The sequence below is a fragment of the Cupriavidus sp. 86D6 genome (assembly GCF_057815095.1).
In genome coordinates this window covers 105,963-125,410 of sequence record NZ_JBYPSB010000015.1, presented here as the reverse complement: position 1 = coordinate 125,410, position 19,448 = coordinate 105,963, and the positions used below count along the sequence as shown (strand labels likewise).

The 19,448-nt window shown below is 64.0% G+C and carries 18 protein-coding genes; 11 read left to right on the top strand and 7 right to left on the bottom strand.

Annotated features, from left to right (window positions below):
* Positions 1-24: 24 nt before the first annotated feature.
* Positions 25-1,014, top strand: coding sequence for a Bug family tripartite tricarboxylate transporter substrate binding protein (locus tag AC3G88_RS24695; RefSeq protein ID WP_488894088.1), 990 nt, complete (start codon positions 25-27; stop codon positions 1,012-1,014).
* Between the two features lie 69 nt (positions 1,015-1,083).
* Here the strand turns inward: AC3G88_RS24695 and AC3G88_RS24690 are convergent, their stop codons facing one another.
* Positions 1,084-2,007 (bottom strand): LysR family transcriptional regulator, encoded by a 924-nt coding sequence (locus AC3G88_RS24690; RefSeq protein ID WP_488894087.1) that lies wholly within the window; start codon positions 2,005-2,007, stop codon positions 1,084-1,086.
* 133 nt (positions 2,008-2,140) lie between these two features.
* On the opposite strand from AC3G88_RS24690, the gene AC3G88_RS24685 reads away from it, so the two are divergent.
* The 6 genes from AC3G88_RS24685 (at position 2,141) to AC3G88_RS24660 (ending at position 9,880) form a co-directional block, all read left to right on the top strand.
* The gene (locus tag AC3G88_RS24685; protein ID WP_488894086.1) at positions 2,141-3,229 is read left to right on the top strand and encodes a tartrate dehydrogenase; all 1,089 of its coding nucleotides are present in this window, start codon (positions 2,141-2,143) and stop codon (positions 3,227-3,229) included.
* Between the two features lie 218 nt (positions 3,230-3,447).
* Positions 3,448-4,821: a dicarboxylate/amino acid:cation symporter gene (locus AC3G88_RS24680; RefSeq protein ID WP_488894085.1), complete on the top strand. Its 1,374-nt coding sequence runs from the start codon at positions 3,448-3,450 to the stop codon at positions 4,819-4,821.
* Between the two features lie 15 nt (positions 4,822-4,836).
* Entirely contained in the window at positions 4,837-6,102 is a 1,266-nt protein-coding gene (locus AC3G88_RS24675) for a glycerate kinase type-2 family protein (RefSeq protein WP_488894084.1), read from the top strand.
* An 11-nt stretch (positions 6,103-6,113) separates the two neighbouring features.
* Positions 6,114-7,532: a pyruvate kinase gene (gene pyk, locus AC3G88_RS24670; RefSeq protein WP_488894083.1), complete on the top strand. Its 1,419-nt coding sequence runs from the start codon at positions 6,114-6,116 to the stop codon at positions 7,530-7,532.
* A gap of 27 nt (positions 7,533-7,559) precedes the next feature.
* A complete protein-coding gene (gene eno, locus AC3G88_RS24665) occupies positions 7,560-8,846 on the top strand; it encodes a phosphopyruvate hydratase (protein ID WP_488894082.1) in 1,287 nt (428 codons plus the stop codon).
* A gap of 41 nt (positions 8,847-8,887) precedes the next feature.
* Positions 8,888-9,880, top strand: coding sequence for a tripartite tricarboxylate transporter substrate binding protein (locus tag AC3G88_RS24660; protein ID WP_488894081.1), 993 nt, complete (start codon positions 8,888-8,890; stop codon positions 9,878-9,880).
* A gap of 350 nt (positions 9,881-10,230) precedes the next feature.
* Here the strand turns inward: AC3G88_RS24660 and AC3G88_RS24655 are convergent, their stop codons facing one another.
* The 6 genes from AC3G88_RS24655 to AC3G88_RS24630 form a co-directional block, all read right to left on the bottom strand.
* Complete coding sequence (locus AC3G88_RS24655) at positions 10,231-10,662, bottom strand: (R)-mandelonitrile lyase (protein ID WP_488894080.1); 432 nt, start codon at positions 10,660-10,662, stop codon at positions 10,231-10,233.
* Positions 10,663-10,720: 58 nt separating this feature from the next.
* Positions 10,721-11,470, bottom strand: coding sequence for a carboxymuconolactone decarboxylase family protein (locus AC3G88_RS24650; RefSeq protein ID WP_488894079.1), 750 nt, complete (start codon positions 11,468-11,470; stop codon positions 10,721-10,723).
* Complete coding sequence (locus tag AC3G88_RS24645) at positions 11,448-11,924, bottom strand: (R)-mandelonitrile lyase (RefSeq protein ID WP_488894078.1); 477 nt, start codon at positions 11,922-11,924, stop codon at positions 11,448-11,450. The genes AC3G88_RS24650 and AC3G88_RS24645 overlap by 23 nt, the downstream gene beginning before the upstream one ends.
* 25 nt (positions 11,925-11,949) lie before the next feature.
* Complete coding sequence (locus AC3G88_RS24640; RefSeq protein WP_488894077.1) at positions 11,950-12,609, bottom strand: SDR family oxidoreductase; 660 nt, start codon at positions 12,607-12,609, stop codon at positions 11,950-11,952.
* Between the two features lie 2 nt (positions 12,610-12,611).
* Positions 12,612-12,842 (bottom strand): tautomerase family protein, encoded by a 231-nt coding sequence (locus tag AC3G88_RS24635; RefSeq protein WP_488894076.1) that lies wholly within the window; start codon positions 12,840-12,842, stop codon positions 12,612-12,614.
* A gap of 127 nt (positions 12,843-12,969) precedes the next feature.
* Positions 12,970-13,863 carry a LysR family transcriptional regulator gene (locus AC3G88_RS24630; RefSeq protein WP_488894075.1) on the bottom strand — a complete coding sequence of 298 codons (894 nt, stop codon included), beginning with the start codon at positions 13,861-13,863 and terminating at the stop codon, positions 12,970-12,972.
* Positions 13,864-13,959: 96 nt separating this feature from the next.
* Between AC3G88_RS24630 and AC3G88_RS24625 the strand changes: the two genes are divergently transcribed.
* From AC3G88_RS24625 to AC3G88_RS24610, 4 genes are all read left to right on the top strand, one after another.
* Complete coding sequence (locus AC3G88_RS24625; protein ID WP_488894074.1) at positions 13,960-15,159, top strand: arabinose transporter; 1,200 nt, start codon at positions 13,960-13,962, stop codon at positions 15,157-15,159.
* Positions 15,160-15,213: 54 nt separating this feature from the next.
* Positions 15,214-15,948, top strand: a complete 735-nt coding sequence (locus tag AC3G88_RS24620) for an SDR family oxidoreductase (RefSeq protein WP_488894073.1) — start codon at positions 15,214-15,216, stop codon at positions 15,946-15,948.
* Positions 15,949-16,399: 451 nt separating this feature from the next.
* Positions 16,400-16,882: a (2Fe-2S)-binding protein gene (locus AC3G88_RS24615; RefSeq protein WP_488894072.1), complete on the top strand. Its 483-nt coding sequence runs from the start codon at positions 16,400-16,402 to the stop codon at positions 16,880-16,882.
* Complete coding sequence (locus AC3G88_RS24610; protein WP_488894071.1) at positions 16,879-19,185, top strand: xanthine dehydrogenase family protein molybdopterin-binding subunit; 2,307 nt, start codon at positions 16,879-16,881, stop codon at positions 19,183-19,185. The genes AC3G88_RS24615 and AC3G88_RS24610 overlap by 4 nt, the downstream gene beginning before the upstream one ends.
* Positions 19,186-19,448: the final 263 nt, after the last annotated feature.

Sequence of the window (19,448 nt, the reverse complement as noted above, 5' to 3'; positions counted from 1 at the left end):
GACCAATTTCCCAAAGGAGACCCCATGCGATTCACTACACGAAAGCTCATCGCCCTGGCCGGCACCCTGGCTGGCAGCGCCGCGTTGCTGGCGGCACCGGGGGCCGCCTCGGCTCAGAATTATCCGACCCGTCCGGTCACGATCATCGTCCCGGCGCCGGCCGGCGGCGGCATCGACCTGATTGCGCGCGTGGTTGGCGAAAAGCTGTCGGTCAAGCTCGGCCAGCCGTTTATCGTCGAGAACCGCCCGGGCGCCTCGAACAACCTCGGCACGGCCGTGCTGGCCAACGCCAAGCCCGACGGCTATACGATCGGCATCGTCGGCGGCAGCCATAACATCAACAAATTCCTGTTCAAGAACCTGGGCTGGGACCCCGAAAAGAGCTTCGAGCCCATCGTGTACACGCACGAAATTCCGCTGGTGTTCGCGGCTTATCCCAAGCTGCCCGTGAAGACGGTGCCCGAACTGGTGACGTGGATGAAGGCCAATCCGACCGAAGCCAAGGTGGCCACCTCGGGCCGCGGCAGCGCGCAGGAAATGGCCGCCGAGATGTTCCGCATGGTCAGTGGCGCGCCGGTGCTGCTGGTGCCGTACAAGGGCTCCTCCGCAGCCCACCCCGACCTGATTGCCGGCCGCACGGCGCTCTATATCGACACCATCAGCGCCATCCAGGAACAGGTGAAGTCCGGCAACGTTCGCGCGCTGGCCGTATCCACCCGCAAACGCTCGAAGGCGCTGCCAAACGTACCAACCGCCGACGAACAGGGCCTGAAGGGCTACGACGCCAGCACCAATGGCGGGTTCCTGGCCCCGGCCGGCACGCCCAAGGACATCGTGGCCAGGCTCAATGCCGAGATCAACGCCGCGCTGAAGCTGCCGGAAGTGCGCGCCAAGCTGGAGACGGCTGGCATCGAAATCCAGGGTGGCACCCCGCAGGAGTACGCCGCCGTCATCAGGTCGGACCTCGCGAAGTGGGGCAAAGTAGTCAAGGAGGCCAATATCCAGGCCGAATGATCCCAAGGCATGCGCGGACGACAACTGGCGGGCTGATGATCTTTCGGCAACCCCTAGGACATTGATTCGCTACCGGCCAAAGGCTGCGAATCTTTCCGCAAGAAAATCCACGAACAGCCGGATGCGCGACGACAGTTGGTGCCGCTGCTGGTACACCGCGTAGATATTGGCCTCGGGCGTCGCAAACTGGGGCAGCACCTGTACCAGCCGGCCGCTGCGCAGGTATCGGTCGACATCCCATTCGGCGCGCAGCACGATGCCGTGCCCTTCCAGCGCCCAGTTCACGGCGATCTCGCCGTCGTTGGTCGTCAGGTTGCCCCGTACGTGGACCGATTCGGTGCGCACCTTCGCCCCCTTGACCGGCGCCAGCCGCCATACCCCGTAGGCGTCGCTGCCCTGCCGGATGCCGATGCAGTTGTGGCGCGGCAGATCGCCCGGTGTCTGCGGCGTGCCGTGCTCGCGCAGATAGCGTGGCGACGCACACAGCAGCCGGCGGTTCGGCGCCAGCAGCCGTGCCACGATGCGCGCATCGGGCGGCTCGCCGAAACGCACGCAGACATCGAAGGCATCCTCGGTCAGCGGCGGCGGATCGGCCGACAGCTGCAGCTGGACATCCACGTCCGGGTACATGCGGCTGTACTCGGAGATCACCGGCGCCACGTGCATGCGGCCGAAGCCCAGCGTCGCATTCACGCGCAGGAGGCCGCTGGGCCGGCCCCGGGCGCTGGTCAGCAGCTGTTCCAAATCGTCCAGTTCGCCCAGGATGCGGCGTGCGTGTTCCAGCAGGACCTCGCCTTCGGGGGTCAGGCTCATGCGCCGTGTGGTGCGCGTGACCAGCGGCGTGCCGATGCGGGTTTCCATCTGCCCCAGCCGCTTGCTGACCGCCGCCGTGGTGATGCCCAGATCCCGCGCCGCCGCGCTAAGACTGCCCGCCGTGGCCAGGGCCGTAAAGAAACCCAGTTCCGCCGGCTGGATCGCGCTATTGGAGGCCATCCCTCACCTTTAACCTGAAAGTTAAGAATGGTTTAACTTTAGTGCCGATCCAAAACTTCGTCCACCGTCCAGAATCCGTCCAACGCTCAACGCAGCGGCGAAGCAGATTCCCAGACCAGACAGGAGACGCAAGATGAAGACCTACAAGATCGCAACCATCCCGGGCGACGGCATCGGCAAGGAAGTGGTACCGGCAGGCCGCGAAGTCATGGAAGCCCTGGCAGCCACTGGCGCCGGTTTCCGCTTCGAGTTCGAGAACTTCGACTGGGGCGGCGACTACTACCGCCAGCACGGCGTGATGATGCCCGCCAACGGCCTCGACGCGCTGCGCGACAAGGACGCGATCCTGTTCGGCTCGGCCGGCGACAACCAGATTCCCGACCACATCACGCTCTGGGGCCTGCGCCTGAAGATCTGCCAGGGCTTCGACCAGTACGCCAATGTGCGCCCGACGCGCATCCTGCCCGGCATCGATGGCCCGCTCAAGCGCTGCGCGCCCGAAGACCTGAACTGGGTGATCGTTCGCGAGAACTCCGAAGGCGAATACTCGGGCGTGGGCGGCCGCGTGCACCAGGGACATCCGATCGAGGCCGCCACCGATGTGTCGATGATGACCCGCGTAGGCGTGGAGCGCATCCTGCGCTTTGCCTTCGAGCTTGCACAGTCGCGGCCGCGCAAGCTCCTGACCGTCATTACCAAGTCCAACGCCCAGCGCCATGCCATGGTGATGTGGGATGAGGTGGCCGTGCAGGTGGCGAAGGACTTCCCCGATGTCAGGTGGGACAAGGAACTGGTCGATGCCGCCACCGCGCGCATGGTGAACCGGCCGAAGACGCTGGACACCATCGTCGCCACCAACCTGCACGCCGACATCCTGAGCGACCTGGCCGCCGCACTGGCCGGCAGCCTGGGCATCGCCCCGACCGGCAACATCGACCCGGAACGCCGCTACCCGTCGATGTTCGAACCGATCCACGGTTCCGCCTTCGACATCATGGGCAAGGGCCTCGCCAACCCGGTGGGCACCTTCTGGTCGGTCGTCATGCTGCTGGAGCACCTCGGCGAAAACGAAGCTGCCCAGCGCGTGATGGCCGCCATCGAAGCCGTGACGGCCAACCCGGCCCTGCACACGGGCGACCTGGGCGGCAAGGCAAAGACCGTCGACGTCACCAAGGCCGTGTGCGACTTCCTGGCCGACAACAAGCAGGCCAAGGCCGCCTGATTGTCCGACTCCCCTCTCCCGATTGCGGGAGAGGGGCCGGGGGAAAGGGTGTGGCCCCTCGATAGCCACCGTAGCGTCCAGAGAGGCTTGCCCTCTCCCCCAACCTCTCTCCCGCGGGCGGGAGAGGGGACCCGACGCCCCCAAACCTTGCAGTCCCAGCCAACGGCCACCAGAGCCCCGACTGCAGGCGAATCACCTCGAATCAGCAGGAGACAGCCATGATTCAAAGGCTATTGGGCAAGCTGTATGTGCAGGTATTGCTCGGCGTATCGGCCGGCATTGCGCTCGGCGTGTTCTACCCGGACTTCGGCAGCAGCCTCAAGCCATTCGGCGACGTGTTCATCAAGCTCATCAAGATGGTCTTCGCGCCGATCATCTTCGCCACCGTGGTGCTGGGCATCGCGCGCATGGAGAACATGAAGGAACTGGGCCGCGTCGGCGTGCGCGCCCTGCTCTATTTCGAAGTACTGTCCACGTTCGCCCTGGCCCTTGGCCTGATCGTCGTGAACGTGGTGCAGCCCGGTGCGGGCATGAACGTCGACCCCGCGCACCTCGACGCCAAGGCCATCGCCACCTACACCCAAGCTGCGGAGAAACCCCACTCCTTCATCGATTTCCTGATGAACATGGTACCCACCAGCGTGATCGATGCGCTGGCCCGCAACGACATCCTCCAGATCCTGGTCTTCGCCACGCTGTTCGGCATCGCGCTATCGCATATCGGGCCACGTGCCCGGCCCGTGGTCGACTTCCTCGACTCGTTTACGCACGGCATCTTCTCGGTGGTCGGCATGATCATGCGCCTGGCCCCTCTGGCGGCCTTCGGGGCCATGGCCTTCACGGTTGGCAAGTACGGCCTGGGCTCGGTGGTGTCGCTGGGCAAGCTGATGGGCACCATGTACCTCACGTGCCTGTTGTTCGTGGTCATCGTGCTTGGCGGCGTGGCGCGCATGGCGGGCTTCAGCCTCTGGAAATTCCTGCGCTATATCCGCGACGAACTGTTCACGGTGCTTGGCACCAGCTCTTCGGAATCGGTGGTGCCGCAGCTGATGCGCAAGCTCGAGAACGCGGGCGTGTCAAAGCCGGTGGTGGGCCTGGTGGTGCCGTCCGGCCTCACGTTCAACCCCGACGGCCAGTGCATCTACTACACGATGGCAGCCATCTTTATCGCCCAGGCCACCAACACCCCGCTGACGCTGACCGACCAGATCGTGGTACTGGGCGTGCTGTTGCTGACCTCGAAGGGGTCGGCTGGCGTGACCGGCTCCGGCTTCATCACGCTGGCCGCCACGCTGGCGTCGATGGGCAAGATTCCTGTGGCCGGCATGGTGCTGCTGCTGGGTGTCGACCGCTTCATGTCCGAGGCCCGCGCCATCACCAACACGATCGGCAACGCCGTGGGCACGCTGGCAATTGCGCGCTGGGTCGGCGCCATCGACCAGCAGCGGCTCGAAGACGCGCTCGACGGCAAACTGCAGGACGACCCCGAAGTGCTGGCCGATCCGGCGCCGGCTTCCGCACCGGCGTCCGCACCATCGATCGGCACGCACCTGACCCGCGCCGCCGATGCCCACGCCGGCCTGATGCACTGACAGGACGACATCGCCATGGAAACCTCACAGGCCCGTGCGCTGCTGCGCCGCATGTTCGATGCCGCCATCGCCGCCGCGCAACCGTCGCTCACGCTGGCCCGCTATCTGCCCGAACCACCGAGGGGGCGCACCATCGTGATCGGTGCGGGCAAGGCATCCGCGGCGATGGCCCAGGCCTTCGAAGCCGCCTGGACAGGGCGACTCGAAGGGCTGGTGGTCACGCGCTACGGATACGCGGCGCCGTGCCTGCACATCGAGATCGTCGAGGCCGCGCATCCGGTTCCGGATACCGCCGGGCACGAGGCCGCCCGCCGCATGCTGGAACTGGTCTCCGGACTGACCGAGGATGACCTCGTTGTCTGCCTCATCTCGGGCGGCGGATCGTCGCTGCTGCCGCTGCCGCTGGCCGGGGTGTCTCTCGAAGACAAGCAGGCCGTGAATCGCGCGCTGCTGAAATCCGGTGCCACCATCACCGAGATGAACTGCGTGCGCCGCCACCTTTCGGCCATCAAGGGCGGCAGGCTCGCAGCCGCGTGCCATCCCGCGCGCGTTTGCAACCTGCTGCTGTCCGATGTGCCGGGCGACGATCCCATCGACATTGCCTCGGGCCCGACGGTGGCCGATCCCACCACGCGACAGGATGCGCTGGAGATCATCCGCCGCTATGGCCTGGATGTGCCGGCACATGTCCTGCGCGTACTGGATTCCGAGGCCGCCGAAGCCATCAAACCCGGCGACCCCCGCCTGCCGCGCATCGACACCACGCTGATCGCCACGCCGCGCATGGCGCTGGAAGCCGCCGCGGCGGTGGCGCGCGAAGCCGGGCTCGCCGTGCATCTGCTTGGCGACGCCATCGAAGGCGAGGCGCGCGACGTGGGCCTGGTGCTTGGCGGCATCGCGCTCGAAGCGGCCGACCACAGGCTGTTTCCCCCGCCTTGCGTGTTGCTGTCAGGTGGCGAGACCACGGTCACCGTACGCGGCAACGGGCGCGGCGGCCGCAATGTCGAGTTCCTGCTGGCCCTTGCCATGACGCTGCGCGGCCACGCCGGCATCCATGCGCTGGCCGGCGATACCGATGGCGTCGACGGCCAAGAAGAGATTGCCGGCGCCGTCATCACCCCTGACACGCTGCGGCGCGCATGGGCCCTTGGCACCCGGCCGCAGGACGCGCTCGCCAATAACGACGGGCACGGTTTCTTCGCAGCACTGGGCGACGCCGTCATCACCGGCCCCACCCTTACCAACGTCAACGATTTCCGCGCGATCCTGATCGCGCCCTGATGGAGCAACTCATGAGACGCCTTCGCAACGCGAAGATCGTGGCCACGCTGGGTCCCGCCAGCACGTCGCCCGAGATCATCGACTCCCTGTTCGAAGCCGGCGCCGATGTCTTCCGCCTGAACTTCAGCCACGGCAGTCACGACGACCACCAGCAGCGGCTGGACACGATCCGCGCCATCGAACAGCAGCGCGGCCGCCCCATCGGCGTGCTGCTGGATCTGCAAGGCCCCAAGCTGCGCATCGGCACGTTTGCCGACGGCCCCGTCCAGCTGGCGGCACAGGCATCGTTCCGGCTCGACCTGGACCGCGACACGCCGGGATCGGCCGCTCGCGTCAGCCTGCCGCACCCCGAGATTTTCGCGGCCCTGCGCGAAGGTGCGGAACTGCTGCTCGACGATGGCAAGATCCGGCTGCGCGTAGATCGGTGCAGCGCCGAGTTTGCGGAGACCACGGTTATCAACGGCGGCGCGCTGTCCGACCGCAAGGGGGTCAATGTGCCCGGCGTGGTGCTGCCGCTATCGGCAATGACCGAGAAAGATCGCCGCGATCTCCATTTTGGGCTGACCCTCGGGGTGGACTGGATTGCGCTGTCGTTCGTGCAGCGCGCCGAGGACATCCAGGAGATCAAGGCTATCGTGCAGGGCCGCGCCGGCATCGTCGCCAAGCTCGAAAAACCCGCTGCCATCCAGAGCCTGGACGCCATCGTTGCCGAGGCCGATGCCGTGATGGTGGCGCGCGGCGATCTGGGCGTGGAGATGCCCGCCGAACAGGTGCCGTCGCTGCAAAAACAGATCGTGCGCGCATGCCGCAAGGCGGGCAAGCCTGTGATCGTCGCCACGCAGATGCTGGAATCGATGATCGCCGCGCCGGTGCCGACGCGCGCCGAGGCCTCGGACGTTGCCACGGCCGTCTACGACGGCGCCGACGCCGTGATGCTTTCCGCCGAATCGGCATCGGGCCGCTATCCGGTGGAGGCCGTGAAGATGATGGACAGCATCATCACGCGCACCGAGTCCGACCCGCTCTATCACGATGCCATCCAGGCATCGCACACGCCACCGCGCGCCGAAGCGGCCGACGCCATCGGCTACGCGGTGCGCCATGTGGCCGGGCTGCTCAAGGTGCCGGCCACGGTGGCCTACACAAGTTCGGGCTATTCCGCGCTGCGCACGGCACGCGAGCGGCCTGAAGTGCCGATCCTCGGCATGACCCCGCGCGTGGCAACCGCGCGCCGCCTGGCGCTGGCCTGGGGTGTCCATGCCGTGCTGTGCCATGAGGTGGTCGACGTGCTGGAAATGACCGAGCTGGCCAGCCGCACCGTGCTCAAGGAGCGCTTTGGCGAGCGCGGCCAGTCCATCGTGATCTCCGCCGGCCTGCCGTTCACGGTCGCCGGCACCACCAATCTGCTGCGCATCGCGCAGGTGCAGTAACGGCAACCAGGCAACGAGGCCAATCCCATGTCAGTGATACAGGAAGTGCGCGGCTACGAGGTGCTCGATTCGCGCGGCAATCCCACCGTGGCGGCGCAGGTGCTGCTGGCCGATGGCAGCGAAGGGTTCGCGGCTGCGCCATCGGGCGCCTCCACCGGCTCGCGCGAGGCCATCGAGCTGCGCGATGGCGATCCCCATCGCTACGCCGGCAAGGGCGTGCGCCGCGCCGTGGGCCATATCAATGTCGATATCGCCCGCACGCTGGCCGGCATGCCCGCCGCCGACCAGGCCGAGATCGACCAGTGCCTGATCCGGCTCGATGGCACCGCCGACAAATCGCGCCTGGGCGCCAACGCGCTGCTGGCCGTGTCGCTTGCCACGGCGCGGGCGGCCGCCGCATCGGCGGGCGTGCCGCTGTACCGGGCCATCGGCACGGGTAGCCAGGACCTGCGCCTGCCCATGCCGATGATGAACATCATCAATGGCGGCGCGCACGCAGACAACAGCCTGGACATGCAGGAATTCATGATCCTGCCGGTGGGCGCGCCGTCGTTCTCGGAGGCCGTGCGCTGGGGCGCCGAGGTGTTCCACACGCTCAAGTCGCTGCTCAGGCAGCGCGGGTACTCCACGGCCGTAGGCGACGAAGGCGGCTTTGCGCCGGACCTGAAGTCGAACGAGCAGGCGCTCGAAGTCATCATGCAGGCCATCGACGCTGCCGGCTTCTACGCCGGGCGCGATATTGCGCTGGGCCTGGACGTGGCAAGTTCGGAGTTCTACCGCGACGGCAGCTACGTGCTGCAGTCGGAAAACCGCCGGTATGACGCGGCCGGCTTTGTCGACCTGCTGGCCGGCTGGGTCTCGCAGTATCCGATCGTCACCATCGAGGACGGCATGGCCGAAGGCGACTGGGCAGGCTGGAAGCTGCTGACCGGGCGCCTGGGCAAGCAGGTGCAACTGGTGGGTGACGACCTCTTCGTCACGAACACGGCGATCCTCAAGGAAGGCATCAACTGCGGCGTCGCCAACGCGATCCTGATCAAGCCGAACCAGATCGGCACGCTGACCGAAACGCTGGCCGCCATCGACATGGCTCATCGCGCCGGCTATGCGTCGGTGGTCTCACATCGCTCGGGCGAGACCGAAGACACCACCATCGCCGATCTCAGCGTCTGCACCGCCGCCACGCAGATCAAGACCGGCTCGCTGTCGCGCTCCGACCGCGTGGCCAAGTACAACCGCCTGCTCTACATCGAAGCCGAGCTGGGCTGCGCGGCCACGTTCGCGGGCCGCCAGGCGATTTCCGTATCGATCTGATATCCGCGCTTTCCCAACCACTACAAGAAGAGGAGACAACCATGTGCAACTTCAACCTTCGGACGATGCGCCGGGTCTTCGGCCTGTCGCTGTGCGCCATCGGGCTGGGCAGTGCGTCGATGGCCATGGCGCAGGAATGGCCTGCCAAGCCGATCAGTCTGGTGGTGCCCTTCCCGTCGGGCGGCACCACCGATATCCTGGCCCGCGCGCTGGGCGACCAGCTGTCGAGGAACCTCGGCCAGCCGGTGATCGTCGAGAACCGACCCGGGGCGGGCGCCACGGTGGGCGCCGACTACGTGGCCAAGGCCAAACCCGATGGCTACACGTTGCTGATGGGTGCGGTGCATCACACGATTGCTACCTCGGTGTATCGCAAGCTGCCGTACAGCTTCCAGAAGGACCTGGCACCGGTGTCGACGCTGGCCATGGTGCCCAACGTGCTGGTCATCAACAGTGCGAAGACGCCCGCGAAGAATGTGGGCGATCTGGTGACGCTGGCGAAGAAGGCGTCGCCCGAGCTGTCGTACGGCTCGAACGGCAACGGCACCGCGCAGCACCTGATCGGCACGCAGTTCCAGGCGGCCACGGGCACCCGGTTGCTGCACGTGCCCTACAAGGGCAGCGGCCCGCTGACCACCGACCTGCTGGGCGGACAGGTCACGATGTCGTTCGACACCCTGACCACGGTGCTGCCGCATATCAAGGCTGGCAAGCTCAAGGCGCTGGCAGTCACCACGGCTAAACGGTCGACTTCCTTGCCTGACGTTCCAACTATGGAGGAAGCCGGTCTCAAGGGCTTCGATATAGGTACCTGGTTCGGTGTCCTCGCCCCCGCGGCGACTTCGAAGCCGATAGTCAATCGACTGAACGCGGAGATCGTCAAGATCGTAGGGTCGCCGGACTTCCAGCAACGGATGATTGCTGCGGGCGCAGAGCCAATGTCGAGCACTCCCGAGGCGTTTGCCAAGCGCATTGGCGACGAGACGGTGAAGTTTGCTACCTTGGTGAAGGAAGGTAAAGTGACTATCGAATAGAAGGTGAACGGGGATTGACGGGAGCAGGCGCACGCAACTCATGCTCTCGCCCCGACTGTCACCAGTGGCAGTCAGTCCCCTAGGCCGAGATACTGCGCAGCGAGGGCTTGGCAAGCGTCAAGACGATGGATCGATCCAACGGGAGTTCCGTATCGTCACCCCTCTTGGTAATTGCTACGACCGGCGCTTCTCGGCAAGAAGGCGACGCTCGACACGCTCGTCTAGATTGCACACAATGCCCATGGCATTGAAACATCGGACCTCTTTGCGGCGCAAGATTCATATGATCCTGCCATCCCCGACCGGAATAGGCGCCCTGGTCGTGAATATTGCGGCGGCGCGTACCGACTTCAGGGGCAATGCTCCCTTGGTGAAGATTTCTGGGGGCCCACGTAGTACTCCTTGTCCGTCACTCGCTCCATCCAGATGACGTTCTTGCCGTCGAGCGCCTCCTGGATGGCGATGTGCGTCATCGAAGTTGTAGCCGAAGCACCGTGCCAATGTTTGTGATTCGGCGGGCACCAGATAACGTCGCCAGCGCGGATTTCGGCGATGGGCTCGCCCTCGCATTGCGTCCACCCGCAACCTGCGGTGACGATGAGGGTCTGGCCCAGAGGATGGGTGTGCCAGTTGCTGCGAGCACCGGGCTCGAAGGTGACACTGGAGCAGGAGACACGCGCCGGAGCCGGCGGTGCGTTCAGGGGGTCGATACGAACGGTGCCCGTGAAGTATTCGGCCGGGGCCTTCATGGAGGGCTGGGAGCCGGCTCGCTTGAGATCCATGGTTGGTTCCTTGAATGCGTTAACGGTTCATGTCTCGCAGTGAGCTCAGTCACTGCTGCTAGCTGCCTGCCAGGTGCTTTTCTAGCGCGGACGCTAAGCGCTGACCTGCTTGGCCGTCGCCCCGCGCAGCGAGCTCGTGGCCAAACTGCTTGAGTTGGTCCGAGGTGAGGCCTACGTTGATGCTGATGCGTATGTGAGCCAGCAACTGAGACTCGACGCCCGACAGTGCGGAAAGGATGGCGACGGTCGCAAGCTCGCGGCTCTGCCAATCCAGGTTGTCTCGCGCGAAGATGTCGCCGAACAAGTGCGTCTTCAGGAAGTAGTCGATGGCCGGCGCGAAGTCGAAGAGCGGCCCGCGCACGGGCGCCCCCGACAGCTTGGTTTGGTTCGCGGTGCCAACCTCCAGGAGCTCCTTGCCAGTCGGCACCTCGCCGGGCTCGCGACCTGGAGCGTCCTTGATGCCCTTGGCTTGTCGGTCCTCGACTACCTTCCTGAGCTCGGCTAGCGCATTGAGCGCGCGCGGGAAGCCTGCATACGCGTAGAGTTGGACAAGAATCTCCTTGACCTCGCTGATGGACAGTCCAGCGTCCAGTCCCATGCGCAGGGCGATGTTCAGTCGAGCGATGTCGCCCACCGCTGCGCTGCCTGCGATAGGGCCGATGGTGAGATGGGTAACTGTCAGCGCGGACATTTGAAGGTCATTGAAGTCGGTTTTGGAAAACGCTGGAGATGCCGCCAACGCCGCTGCAGCAATCAAAAGATGCCTGCGAAGGGCGTCCGGCAGCTCAGTGGCCGTGGTACTGCTCATCGCTGACCTTCTCCATCCAGGTGACGTTCTTGCCATCGACCACACCTGTGACGGCAATATGTGTCATCGACGATTTCGGAGCGGCTCCGTGCCAGTGCTTGACTCCTGGCGGACACCACACGACGTCTCCGACATGGAGCTCATGAATTGGCTGGTTCCACTCCTGCGTGAGGCCAACGCCTTCCGTGACGATGAGGTACTGGCCAGTGGGGTGGGTATGCCACGCTGAGCGAGCGCCCGGCGAGAAAGTCACCCTTCCCCCTGATGCGTTGATGTTGCCGGTCGCTGGAAAAACAGGCTCGATTCGGACCTGACCGGTGAAGTAGGCAGCGGGGCCGGCAGACGAGCCCGATACGCCGATGGCCGAAACCTGCTGACCTGTAGACGGAGCATCGGCGGCGAAGACATGAGCGGCCGCCAATAGGCACGCAGCGGCGAAATGAATTTTGAACATTGAGTTCTCCGAAGGAGTGCGACCGTCAGGCCGAAATGGAACGAGAGAGCGCGCTGAGCGAAGCTCTTACGGAACGCGTGCCGTCCGTGACCTCGAGGACAACGCCCCGTAGGGACGAGTCGACTAGGGCAACCAGCACCTCAGCGACAGACGCGCGGCTAACCGAGCCATAGGGGACAGCCTGCCCCAGCCGCACGGGTCCGTTCGGCCCGTCGGTCAGAGAGCCGGGGCGAACGATTACCCAGTCTAGGCTGCTTCCGGCGATGGCCACGTCTGCGGCCCGTTTAACGGCCATGTAATGCTCGAACTCGCCTGACATCCCGCGCCCTCGTTGAGCATCGGGGAAGGCTGAAACATGGAGAAAGCGCCTGGTGCCGGAGGCCTCGCAGGCTGCGAGGGCTTTCTGGACGCCCCGGCCGTCTACAGCCGTCGCAACGTCTTTCCCCCGCTCGCTGGCACCTGCTGCGAAGATAACGACACCGCACCCGCGCACGAGTTCTGCAAGCTCGGCTGGCGACAAGCGCGCCAGGTCGCCGATGACCGCCTTCACGCCGGAGGACGCGAGCTCGGCAGCTTGCTCCTGGCGGCGAACCAGCGCGACGACGCTCTTGCCTGCCTCCCGCAGCATCTGCACAACGAGGCTACCCGTGCCGCCCGTCGCGCCGATGACGAAGACCTGATCCATCGTCAGAAGGGCTTGTAGCCAGGCCGCTTGTAAAGCTGGCCGAAATTAGGTTCGATTTCTGGTCGGTAGACATCAGCCATCCAGCGAGACGACGACACTTCCTCGATCGCAACCGACACGGATTCGTTGGCCGTGCCGATGCTATCGATGAGCGCCTGGGTGATGCGGTCGGCCAAGTCCCGCTTCTTGTCCTCACTGGGGCCGGGAAACATCTTGATGACAACGTGGGGCATGGACAGTCTCCTTACTTGCGTTGGAGAAATCGTAATCCTCGGGCGTTCATTGAGAAAGATGATTCTGTCGCTTTCACTTATGGCCTACTTCGATAAATATCCGCCACCCTCGGGACGCGCCGTGCCTTCATTCCTTCTGACGGAGCGCGTCAATGACAAGCTGCAGCGCACGCGAGCTCTGACGGCGGCTCGGGTAGTAGGCGTGATGCCCGGGGTAGGTCGGACACCAGTCTTCGAGGACGCGGCGCAGCTTCCCTTGCTGCACCAGTGGTAGCGCGAGGTCGTCAGGTACATAGGCCAGACCAAGTCCGAGCGCGGCGGTCTCGAGCGCCTGGTAGGTGTTACTCACGACAACTTGCCCCTCCACCTTCGCCTGGATAGTCTCGCTGTCGCGCCTGAGCTCCCACGTCAGCAGACTTCCATGCGTCGGCAGCCGCATGTTGATGCACTCGTGGGTGACCAAGTCCTGGGGTGTCTTCGGCGGAGCATGCCGCTTGAGGTACGCCGGCGAGCCCACTACGGCCATCTGCCGGTCGGGACTGATACGCACGGCAATCATGTCCTTTGCGACCTGGTCTCCAAAGCGCACGCCGATGTCGTAGCGGTCAGCAACGATGTCTCGAAGGCCATAGTCAATTGAGACCTCCACGTGAATGTCGGGGTATTGCACGAGCATCTTGGCCAGCTTCGGCCAAACGATGGTGTTGGCCGCATAGTCGGTGGCAGTGATGCGGATGGTGCCAGCGGGGCTGTCGCGTAGGTCGCTCAACGCGGCCAATTCGGCTTCAATCTCTTCGAAGTGCGGAGATAGGTTTCGAAGCAGCCGCTCGCCGGCTTCGGTGGGTGAAACGCTGCGCGTCGTCCGAGTCAGCAGACGTACGCCCATTCGGGCTTCCAACGATTTGACCGTATGGCTGAGCGTCGACTGTGAGATGCGAAGCTGGGCTGCCGCCCGCGTGAAGCTGCGCTCCCGCGCAACGGCGATAAACGCCAGGATGTCGTGAAGGTTCTCGCGCGGCATTCTTGGCTCCAATCGATAAGTCTAAGCGAATTCTCGCACCTAGTCACGGTAATGGGCAAAGCCTAAATTTCAGGCTTCCCAGTCAATAAGTTCGCCATGCCGCTTCTACAAACCACTCATCCGCCCACCGAGGACCCATCGTTCTTCTCGGTCGTCGGGCCCGTCATCACCGTCGTCTTTATCGGATTTCTCATCGTTGGTTTCGCGATGCCAGTGCTTCCCCTGCACGTGCACAACGGACTGGGCATGAACTCGTTCGTCGTCGGTCTGGTCGCAGGCAGCCAGTTTGTTGCTTCGCTGCTGTCCCGCGTCGTCGCAGGCAAGTTCTCTGATTCCCGTGGGCCCAAGCGCGCTGTCGCCATAGGGCTCATCGGCGCCACTGCCTCAGGCGGCCTGTACCTGCTATCCCTCGCCCTCAGAGACACGCCGGTGATCTCGGTTGGCGTCCTGCTGGCGGGGCGTGCGCTGCTAGGAGCAGCCGAGAGCTTCATCATCACCGGCGCTCTCGGCTGGGGCTTCGGCCTGGCAGGAGCGAACCATACCGGCAAGGTCATCGCTTGGGTTGGCTCGGCTATGTTCGCGGCATTCGCGGTCGGCGCACCGATGGGCAACGTGCTCTACGCAAACTTTGGCTTCTTCGGGGTAGCCGCAGCAACGTTGGTGATGCCGATGGTCACACTCGGCATGCTAAGGCGCAAGCCAGCGGTTCCCGCCAGACAGGCGAAAAGCGCCTCCGCCTCGCGGGTGCTGACGTCCATCCTTCTGCCGGGAGTTGGGCTTGCCGCAAGCAGCCTTGGCTTCGGAGCTATCACCGCGTTCGTGTCGCTTCTCTACATGCGCAACGGCTGGGGCGCCGGCTGGCAGGCCTTCACGGCATTCGCCGTGGCCCTCATTCTGATGCGTGCGCTGTTCGGCCATCTGCCGGACAAGTTGGGGGGCCCCAAGGTGGCCATGGTGAGCATCCTCGTCGAAGGCGCTGGCCAACTGCTGCTCTGGAGGGCGCCTTCGGCCACTGTCGCGCTCCTCGGCGCTGCCCTCACGGGCCTCGGCTACTCGCTCGTCTACCCGGCGTTCGGCACAGAGGTCGTCCGCAAGGCGCCACCAGATAGCAAGGGCTTAGCTATGGGTAGCTACACCGCGTGCCTTGATCTCACCCTGGGAGTCGGCAGCCCGCTCCTCGGCGTCGTAGGCGGCCACGCCGGCCTGCCTAGCGTTTTCCTCGTTAGCGCCGGTGCCGCTGTGGTCGGAGCAGGCGTCGCTCTCTGCATGGCTGCACGAACTACACCTGCCCGCTGATTCAACCAGTTACAGCATCGGGCCATCTTTCACTACTAGATCAGGAAGCAAATCATGATTGGAATCGAGAACAAGGTGGTCGTCATCACTGGCGCAAGCTCGGGTCTCGGCGAGGCAACCGCGCGGATCCTTGTCGCAGCGGGCGCCAAGGTTGTCCTCGGCGCGCGACGCGTCAACCGACTGGAAGCGCTGGCGGCCGAGCTTGGAATCGGGACGGACGCGGTCCTGAAGACGGACGTCACAGACCGCAGCCAGGTACAGAAGCTGGTCGAGCGCGCGACCAGCCTGCATGGCCGACTCGACGTGCTCTTGAACAACGCGGGGATCATGCCCAGCTCGATGTTTGAGCGGCTGCAAGTGGACGAATGGGAGCGGATGGTCGACGTCAACATCAAGGGTGTCCTATACGGCATTGCCGCGGCACTACCAGTGATGAAGGAGCAGAAGGTGGGGCACATCATCAACGTGTCATCGGTGGCCGGCCACAAGGTCGGTCCCGGCGGCACTGTCTACGCGGCGACCAAGCACGCCGTAAGAGTCATCTCCGAGGGTCTGCGGCAGGAGGTCAAGCCGTACAACATCCGCACCACCGTCCTTTCGCCCGGCGCCGTAGCTACGGAGCTGACACAGACCATCACCGACCCGGACATCGCAGCGGGGATGGCCAAGACCTACGCGAACGCCATCGGTCCGGACGCCTTTGCCCGGGCCGTTGTCTTCGCGATGAGTCAACCGGAGGACGTGGACATCAACGAAATCTTGTTCCGACCAACCAACCAAGTCTATTGATATGAGCCTCCCCGTCCGACGGCAGCTTGCTGTGGCCAAATCTCATTTTGGCCTGTTGACCAGACTCGATCACTCGCTGTTGCCGTAAAGCAGTCCTGGTCAGCGGTTGCTGGCGTAAACCAAAAAGCGGTCCGCCGGTGTCCTTCTACCCCTGCCGCGAGGCTTGGTGTCGCGAACCAGCACTATCGTGATTACGTCCGCCGCCGACGTTGGACCGAATGTCTGATTTTGGCGATCTCGATTGTCCCTTGTGGGTCGGCTACTACCCTCGATTACGTTATCTTCCCAAGAGGAATTACCGCTGACTAGCCGCACCATACTTGTTGCCTTGATGAGCCAGCCTCATGAATCATCGGCTGAATTTGATTCATTGGGCTAATGAGCCAGTAGGGGTAATGTCACCCTTCGGCATCCCATACCATTCCGCGATCTCCCCTGCCCCAATCCATCCATGACAACGTTAAGTATCAACGGCCAAGTCCACGAGGTCGACCTCTCCCCCGAAACCCCGCTCCTGTGGACGCTGCGTGATGCCCTCGGCTTCACGGGAACCAAGTTTGGCTGCGGCATGGCGCTTTGCGGTTCATGCACCGTGCACGTCGACGGGCAGCCCGTTCGCTCCTGCGTCACCCCGATCTCTGGAATTGGCGACAAGCGAGTGCACACAATTGAATCGATGGATTCCGATCGCGTAGGGCGAGCCGTCCAGGATGCATGGGTAGAGTTGGGCGTGGCCCAATGCGGCTACTGCCAAGCGGGACAGATCATGACTGCCACCGCGCTGCTGAAGGCAAATCCAAAACCCACTGACGAGCAAATCGTCGCAGGGATGAGCGGCAATCTGTGCCGATGCGGCACGTACACCCGCATCAACGCTGCGGTGAAGCTGGCATCCTCACGCCTCGCTGCCAACCAGACCGGGAACAAGGCATGACGAGCACCGATCTCAAAACCCTCGAAAAACCAGGCCGCCGCCGCATTCTCCAGGCAGGCGCGGTATTCGCGTTGTCGCTCCAGTTCGGCGGCCTTGTCAGCAAGGCTGCGGCGGAGCAGCCCGAAAGGAAATACGGCGGGGCAGCGATGCCCGGTGGCGTCGTGGACGATCCGCTGGTGTTCGTCTCGATTGCTCGGGACGGCACCGTGACGATCGTGGCGCATCGTGCCGAGATGGGCACAGGCGTGCGGACCAGCCTGCCGATGGTCGTCGCCGATGAAATGGAAGCGGACTGGAGCCGAGTCAAGATTGTCCAGGCAGACGCGAACGAGGCGCGCTATGGCAGCCAGAACGTGGACGGGTCTCGCAGCATGCGGCATTTTCTGGAACCTATGCGTCGCATGGGGGCTTCGGCACGTCAAATGCTAGAAGCCGCTGCAGCGGCGAACTGGAAGGTACCGGTCGCAGAGGTAGAGGCACGCAACCACGAAGTCATCCATGCATCCACCGCTCGGCGGATCGGATATGGAGACTTGGCCGAGGCTGCGATGCGACAACCGGTGCCAAAGCATGATCAGCTACGCCTCAAGCAGCCGGACGCATTCCGCTATATCGGCAAGGGCAAGATCATGCCGACCGACAGCCGCGATATTGTGCAAGGCAAGGCGACGTACGGGATTGACGTGCGGCTGTCGGGCATGGTCTACGCAGTCATCGCCCGTCCGCCCGTCTATGGCGGCAAGCTACGCAAGGTGGATAGCACCGACGCACTGAGAGTTCCCGGTGTATTGCGTGTGGTCGAACTGAAAAGCTACGACGGTCCGCCGCTGTTCAATCCGGTGGGAGGAGTCGCCGTGGTGGCGACGAACACGTGGGCGGCGATGCAGGGCCGCGCGGCACTCAAGCTCGAATGGGACGATGGTGCGAATTCCAGCTATGACTCCGCCACCTTCCGCCGTACGCTTGAAGCCGCAGTGCAACAGTCCGGCAAGGCGTTGCGCAATGTTGGCGATGCAGTGTCCGCGCTGGCTGCTGCCAGCAAACAGCGTAAGGTGTCCGCCCAGTATTTTATTCCGCATCTAGCACACGCCTCAATGGAAACGCCTGTGGCAACGGCCCGTTTCGTCGAAGGGAAGTGCGAGATCTGGGCGCCTTCGCAGGCGCCTCAGGGGGCGTTGGAAAGCGTGGCAAAGCATGTTGGTCTCGATGCCAAGAATGTAACGCTGCATGTCACGCTCCTGGGGGGAGGCTTCGGCCGCAAGTCGATGGCAGACTTCATTTCCGAAGCCGCGCTGGTGTCAAAGGCGATGGACGGCAAGCCGGTCAAGCTGCAATGGACGCGTGACGACGATATCCATCACGACTACTACCACACGGTATCGGTCGAGCGCATGGAGGCCATGGTGGATGCCAAGGGCAAGCCCACGGCATGGCTGCACAGGTCTGCTGCGCCCACGATTGCTTCGACCTTCAAAGTCGGCGCCCAAGGCAAAGCGCCGTTCGAGGCCGGGATGACAGCCATCAACATCCCGTACCAGATTCCGTCGATCCGCCTCGAATCGGCCGACGTGCCGGCTCATACCCGCATTGGCTGGTTTCGCTCGGTATCGAACATCCCACACGCATTCGCGGTTCAGAGCTTTGTCGCCGAACTAGCGCATCACGCCGGGCGCGATCCGAAAGACTATCTACTTGAACTCATCGGACCGCCGCGCAAGATTGATCCCACGACGCTGTCGGATAGCTGGAACTACAACGAATCGCCAGACCTTTATCCGCTTGATACCGGCCGCATGCGTTCGGTAATCGAGGAGGCCGCGCGCAGAGCAAACTGGGGGCGCAAGCTGCCGAAGGGCCATGGGCTTGGCATTGCCATGGCGTACAGCTTCGTGACCTATGTGGCCACCGTGGTTGAAGTGTCGGTGGATGCCAAGGGCCAGATCACCATCCCCCGCGTGGACGTGGCGATCGATTGCGGACCTCAAGTCAACCCCGAGCGCATCCGCTCGCAGGTGGAAGGCGGCTGCGTGATGGGGGTCAGTCTCGCAATGCTGGGAGAGATCTCGTTCAAGGACGGCCGCGTCCAGCAAAGTAACTTCCACGACTTCGAGATCTTGCGCTCCCACATGGCACCACGGGCTATCCATACCTGGATGGTCGGCGGCGACCTCTCGGTGCCGCCTGGCGGTGTCGGCGAGCCGCCCGTTCCTCCCGTCGCGCCGGCGCTTTGCAACGCGATCTTTGCGGCAACGGGAACCCGGATCCGGTCGTTGCCTGTCCGTGACCAGCTTACGCAGGTTTAATCGCGGCAACGCCATCCGACCGGTGCCGGATGGCGTCTATGACATGAAGTAGCGACGCGGGTCCGAAGAGTTGTTTTGAGGTCGCACTATAATGCGATCCCGAATTGCGCCGTCCGGCAAAAATCTAGAATGGAATGACCGCTTTAGAGAGGGACAGCCGTCCGCTAAGGGTCGGTCAGGGACGGTCGGCCGGAGTCGGCGGCAGAGCGAGAGCGCCCTTCACTGATGCAAAACCGCTCAGATGCTATGAAAGGTCGCCACGG

Excerpts from the sequence above, each read along its gene's own strand:
- AC3G88_RS24610 (WP_488894071.1), top strand. The coding sequence starts at position 16,879 with ATGACGAGCACCGATCTCAAAACCCTCGAAAAACCAGGCCGCCGCCGC.
- AC3G88_RS24660 (WP_488894081.1), top strand. The coding sequence starts at position 8,888 with ATGTGCAACTTCAACCTTCGGACGATGCGCCGGGTCTTCGGCCTGTCG.
- AC3G88_RS24645 (WP_488894078.1), bottom strand. The coding sequence starts at position 11,924 with ATGTTCAAAATTCATTTCGCCGCTGCGTGCCTATTGGCGGCCGCTCAT.
- AC3G88_RS24690 (WP_488894087.1), bottom strand. The coding sequence starts at position 2,007 with ATGGCCTCCAATAGCGCGATCCAGCCGGCGGAACTGGGTTTCTTTACG.
- AC3G88_RS24695 (WP_488894088.1), top strand. The coding sequence starts at position 25 with ATGCGATTCACTACACGAAAGCTCATCGCCCTGGCCGGCACCCTGGCT.
- AC3G88_RS24655 (WP_488894080.1), bottom strand. The coding sequence starts at position 10,662 with ATGGATCTCAAGCGAGCCGGCTCCCAGCCCTCCATGAAGGCCCCGGCC.
- AC3G88_RS24680 (WP_488894085.1), top strand. The coding sequence starts at position 3,448 with ATGATTCAAAGGCTATTGGGCAAGCTGTATGTGCAGGTATTGCTCGGC.
- AC3G88_RS24615 (WP_488894072.1), top strand. The coding sequence starts at position 16,400 with ATGACAACGTTAAGTATCAACGGCCAAGTCCACGAGGTCGACCTCTCC.
- AC3G88_RS24620 (WP_488894073.1), top strand. The coding sequence starts at position 15,214 with ATGATTGGAATCGAGAACAAGGTGGTCGTCATCACTGGCGCAAGCTCG.
- AC3G88_RS24675 (WP_488894084.1), top strand. The coding sequence starts at position 4,837 with ATGGAAACCTCACAGGCCCGTGCGCTGCTGCGCCGCATGTTCGATGCC.
- AC3G88_RS24635 (WP_488894076.1), bottom strand. The coding sequence starts at position 12,842 with ATGCCCCACGTTGTCATCAAGATGTTTCCCGGCCCCAGTGAGGACAAG.
- AC3G88_RS24625 (WP_488894074.1), top strand. The coding sequence starts at position 13,960 with ATGCCGCTTCTACAAACCACTCATCCGCCCACCGAGGACCCATCGTTC.
- pyk (WP_488894083.1), top strand. The coding sequence starts at position 6,114 with ATGAGACGCCTTCGCAACGCGAAGATCGTGGCCACGCTGGGTCCCGCC.
- AC3G88_RS24650 (WP_488894079.1), bottom strand. The coding sequence starts at position 11,470 with ATGAGCAGTACCACGGCCACTGAGCTGCCGGACGCCCTTCGCAGGCAT.
- AC3G88_RS24685 (WP_488894086.1), top strand. The coding sequence starts at position 2,141 with ATGAAGACCTACAAGATCGCAACCATCCCGGGCGACGGCATCGGCAAG.
- AC3G88_RS24640 (WP_488894077.1), bottom strand. The coding sequence starts at position 12,609 with ATGGATCAGGTCTTCGTCATCGGCGCGACGGGCGGCACGGGTAGCCTC.
- eno (WP_488894082.1), top strand. The coding sequence starts at position 7,560 with ATGTCAGTGATACAGGAAGTGCGCGGCTACGAGGTGCTCGATTCGCGC.
- AC3G88_RS24630 (WP_488894075.1), bottom strand. The coding sequence starts at position 13,863 with ATGCCGCGCGAGAACCTTCACGACATCCTGGCGTTTATCGCCGTTGCG.